This window comes from Streptomyces sp. NPDC020681, from assembly GCF_044334895.1.
GTDB lineage: Bacteria > Actinomycetota > Actinomycetes > Streptomycetales > Streptomycetaceae > Streptomyces.
Map to the genome: position 1 here is coordinate 1 of NZ_JBIRTX010000061.1, position 5,154 is coordinate 5,154.

Genomic DNA, 5,154 nt, shown 5'->3' on the forward strand with positions numbered 1-5,154 from the left:
GAAGCCGTCGCAGCCCAACTACAGGAACAGGGCCGCAAAACCAAACCACTCTCCGTCTCCCACGCCTTCCACTCCGCCCACATGAACGCCATGCTTGACGAGTTCCGCGCGGTCGCCGCCACGGTCACGTACCACGCACCGCGCATTCCGGTCGTCTCCACGCTCACCGGCCGCATGGCCACCGAGGACGACCTGCGGACGGCCGAGTACTGGGCCGAGCAGGTCCGGGGCACCGTCCGCTTCGCCGACGCCGCCACGATGCTCGCGAAGGAGGGAGTCTCTGCCTTTGTCGAGATCGGCCCGGACGGCGTGCTCAGCGCCCTGGTCCAGGAGGCCGTGGAGAGCGCGTCCGCGGTGCGGCCACTGCTGCGCCGCGGTGCCCCGCAGTCCGCGACGCTCGTCGCCGCGGTCGGCGCCCTGCACGACGCCGGTCTGCGGGTGGACTGGGAGGCGTTCTTCTCCGGCAGCGGCGCGCGTCGCGTGGCCCTGCCCACCTATGCGTTCGAGCGTCGTCGCTACTGGCTGGACGCGGGCCCGGCCGCCGGGTTCGACGCTGCCGAGTGGGGCCTTCGGTCCACGGCCCACCCGTACCTCGGCGTCGCCGTGCCGCTGGCCGGCGGCGAGGGGACGGTGTTCACCGGCCGTGTGGCACCACACCGTCACCCCTGGCTGGCCGATCAAGTGGTCGTCGACGAGCCTGTCCTGCCCGTTTCCGCGCTCGTCGAGACGGTGCTGCGCGCGGGTGCCGACCTCGGCTGCGACGTACTGCACGAGCTCACCGTCCCGGCTCCCCTGGTCATCCCGACGGGAAGTGCCGTACAGCTCCAGGTGGCCGTGGGTGCACCCGGTCAGGACGGCCGTCGTACGGTGCGTGTCTTCGCGCGCCCCGACGACCAAGACGCAACGTGGCAGTCGCTGGCAGAGGGCGTCCTCGGTACCGGCGACGGGCCGGACACGGTCGCGGCCGGGGCGTCCTTCGAGGTCCGGATGCCCGAGTGGCTGCGGGACGAGGCCGGCCGCTTCGGCCTGCACCCGGCCCTGCTGGACGCCGCCCTCGGCGCCCGTTCGGCCACCACGCAGCCGGGCAGCGTGGCCTTCCCTGCCCGGTGGCGCGGCGTCCGGCTGCACGCCACGGGCGCAACCGAAGCTCACGCCTCCCTGACCGAAACGGGCGAGGACACGGTCGCGGTACGGCTGACCGACGCGAACGGCCGACTGGTCGCCACCGTCGCGTCGGTCTCCTTCGTGGAGATGCCCGAAGCCCGGTTCAGCGGCACGCGCAACTCGGCGTACGCGGCGATGCTCGAGACCGACTGGGTGCCGTTCACCACGGCCGGCCTCGACGGGCCGTTCCTGTGGGGCGTGCTGGGCTCCGTCGGAACCGGCACCGCTCCGGTCGGCGCGATGCAACTGCGGGACGCAGGTGCGGCAGGCGCGGCCGTGGCATCCGGCGCGGCCTTCGGAGGCGTGCTGTTCGAGCCCGGGGAGCCGGACGCCGATGACCCGGCCCGCGCGGCGCACGCGCTGACGCGCCAGGTGCTGGCCGTCCTCCAGCACTGGCTGGCGGACGACCGGCTGACGGACACACCGCTCGTGATCGCCCTGCGCCACGGAGCCGGCACCGACCCGGCCGCTCCGGCGGCGTCGGCGCTGCGTGGGCTCGTGCGGTCGGCCCAGGTCGAGGCACCGGGCCGGATCTTCCTGGCCGACATCGACGGCACTCCCGAGGCGTATGCGGCGCTGGCGTCGGCCGTCGTGTCCGGTGAGCCGGAGACGTCCGTGCGGGGCCGGAGCGCCCATGTGCCCAGGCTGCGGAAGGTGGCGGAGCAGACGGAGCCGGCCGCATGGGCCTGGGATCCGCAGGGCACCGTCCTCGTCACCGGGGGCACGGGGTCGCTCGGCGGGCTCTTCGCCCGGCACCTGGTCACCCGGCACGGTGTGCGCCATCTGCTGCTCGTCGGCCGCACCGGCGCCGACACTCCCGCGGTGACCGAACTCCGCGAAGAACTGGCCGCGTTGGGGGCGACGGTGACAGTCGCCGCCGGTGACGTCGGGGACCGGGACGAGCTGGCACGTCTGCTCGGGCGGATTCCGGCGGAGCACCCGCTGACCGCGGTGGTGCACGCCGCGGGCGTGGTGAACAACGCGACTGTCGCCACGCTGAACCCGGAGCAGCTCGCCACCACGCTGACGCCCAAGGCCGACGCGGCGTGGCATCTGCACGAACTCACCCGCGACCTGCCTCTGTCAGCCTTCGTCCTGTTCTCGTCGAGCACGGGCGTTCTGGGCGGCCCCGGCCAGGCCAACTACGCCTCCGCGAACGCCTTCCTGGACGGCCTCGCCCGGCACCGCGTCGCCCAGGGCCTGCCGGCGGTCTCGATCGGCTGGGGCCTGTGGGAGCGGACCGCCGGGCTCGGCGCCGCGCTCGGCGACGGGGAACGCGCCCGTTTCGCCCGCGAGGGCTTCCGTGCGGTCACGGACGAGCAGGGTCCCGCGCTGTTCGACGCGGCGCTGGCCCTGGGTCGGCCCGTGCTGACGGCGCTCCCGGTGGACGCCGCGGCGCTGCGTGCTCGCGGTGACGTGCCGGCGATGCTGAGCGGTCTGGTCACGGTGCCGGCACGGTCCGACGTCCGTGCAGGGGCCGGGACGGAGCCCGTCGTACCGCTGGCGGACCGGATCACCGGAGTTCCCGCCGAGCAGCGGTACGACGTCGTGTCCGAGGTGGTGCGCACCACGCTGGCGGCGGTGCTCGGCCACACCGACGCGGACGCCATCGCCGAGGACCGTCCGTTCCAGGAACTGGGTTTCGACTCACTGACGGCGGTCGACCTGCGCAACCGGCTGGGTCGGGCCGTCGGCCTCAAGCTGCCCGCCACGCTGGTCTTCGACTTTCCCTCGCCCGCGGCGCTCACCACCCATGTGCTCGCGTCCATCGGGCAGGAGGCCGAGTCCGGCACGGGCGGCGGCGGTTCGGCGCTGGCCGAGCTCGAACGCCTTGAGGCGGCGATCGATTCGCTGTCGCAGGAGGACGACGAGCGTGATGCCGTCGCCGCTCGGCTGCAGTCTCTGCTGTCCCGGGTGAACGGCCCGGGAGTCCCGGCGCAGTCCGGCGCGGCGGACGAGATCGAGTCCGCGTCGGCGGACGAGATCTTCGACTTCATCGACAACGAGCTCGGCCGTACGTCCAGCTGATCAGTCCCAAGCACTTGTTCCGAGGAGATGTGGGTGTCGCATGTCTGACACAGGCAAGGAAGAGAAGCTCGTCGAGTACCTCAAATGGGTCACCGCTGATCTGCAGAAGACGCGCCGTCAGCTCGCCGAACTCGAAGCGGCCGCCGACGAGCCCATAGCGATCGTCGGTATGGCGTGCCGTTACCCGGGCGGGGTGGCCTCGCCCGAGGATCTGTGGCGTCTGGTCGCCGACGGTGTGGACGCGATCTCGCCGTGGCCGGTCGATCGCGGCTGGGATGTCGGGGAGTTGTACGACCCGGAGCCGGGTACGCCGGGCAAGTCGTACACAAGGGAGGGCGGCTTCCTGGAAGGTGCCACCCGGTTCGACGCGGAGTTCTTCGGGATCTCTCCTCGTGAGGCGGTGGCCATGGACCCGCAGCAGCGGGTCCTGCTGGAGACCGCGTGGGAGGTCTTCGAGCACGCGGCCATCGACCCGGCCTCGCTCAAGGGCAGCAGCACCGGCGTGTTCGTCGGTGTGGTGGAGGAGAGCTATCTGGGGCTCGAAGCACCCCGCGAGCTCCAGGGCTACCTGATGACCGGCAAGCTGGGCAGTGTGGCCTCGGGACGCATCGCGTACACCCTTGGCCTGGAGGGGCCGGCGGTCTCGATCGACACGGCGTGCTCGTCGTCGCTGGTGGCGCTCCACCTCGCGGTGCAGTCGGTGCGTTCCGGTGAGTCGGCGCTTGCGCTCGCCGGCGGGGCCACGGTCAACGGGGATCCCGGCGGATACGTGGACTTCTCGCAACAGCGCGGGCTTGCTCCCGACGGCCGGATCAAGTCCTTCTCGGCGGCGGCGGACGGCACGGCCTGGTCGGAAGGTGTGGGCCTGCTCCTCGTCGAACGGCTCTCCGACGCACAGCGCAACGGCCACCACATCCTCGCCGTCATCCGCGGCACCGCCGTCAACCAGGACGGCGCATCCAACGGCCTCACCGCACCCAACGGACCCTCCCAAGAACGCGTCATCCGCCAAGCACTCACCAACGCCGGCCTCACACCCAACGACATCGACGCCGTCGAAGCCCACGGCACCGGCACCCGCCTCGGCGACCCCATCGAAGCCCAAGCCCTCATCAACACCTACGGCCACAACCGACCCAAAAACCAACCCCTCCACCTCGGTTCGCTGAAGTCGAACATCGGGCATACGGTCGCCGCGGCCGGCGTCGGCGGTGTCATCAAAATGGTGCAGGCCATGCACCACGGCACCCTGCCCAAAACCCTCCACCTCAACGAACCCACCCCGTACGTCGACTGGGAAGCCGGCGACATCTCCCTCCTCGCCGAAGCCCGCGAGTGGCCCCACAAGGACACCCCCCGACGCGCCGCCGTCTCCGCATTCGGTGTGAGCGGTACCAACGCGCACGTCATCCTGGAGCAGCCGCCCACCGACGAGGCCGCCGAGCCGGACACCGGAACGACAGAGCCGCAGGCGCTGCCCGTCCTCCCGTGGCTGCTGTCCGCCAAAACCCCTCAAGCACTCACCGGCCAGGCCCAACGCCTGCTCGACCACCTCGCACACCACCCCGATCAGTCCGCCCTCGACATCGCCCACTCCCTCGCTACCACCCGCACCACCCTCGACCACCGCGCCGTCCTCCTCTCCGCACCCCACAGCCACCCCCACGACCAGCTCCACGCCCTCGCCCAAGGCACCCCCACTCCCGACACGGTGATCGCTGCCGCGGCCGCCAGGCGAGGGAAGCTCGCCTTTCTGTTCGCCGGGCAGGGCGCTCAACGAGCGGGGATGGGACGGGAGTTGTACGCCGCGTTTCCGGTCTTCGCCACCGCGCTCGACCGTGTCTGCGCCCAGTTGGACAAGGAGTTGGAGCGGCCGCTGCGGGAGGTGATGTTCGCGGAGCCAGGCACCGAGGCGGCGGCACTGCTCGACCGGACCGGCTACACCCAACCCGCACTCTTCGC

The 5,154-nt window shown here is 71.8% G+C and carries 2 protein-coding genes; both read left to right on the forward strand.

Annotation, left to right across the window (positions count from 1 at the left end; all coding sequences use genetic code 11):
- Nucleotides 1-3,192: SDR family NAD(P)-dependent oxidoreductase (locus ACH4YL_RS40595; RefSeq protein WP_398512565.1), on the forward strand; the 3,192-nt coding region annotated here is incomplete at its 5' end.
- A 40-nt stretch (nt 3,193-3,232) separates the two neighbouring features.
- The coding region (locus ACH4YL_RS40600; protein WP_398512566.1) for a type I polyketide synthase at nt 3,233-5,154 on the forward strand (1,922 nt) is incomplete at its 3' end.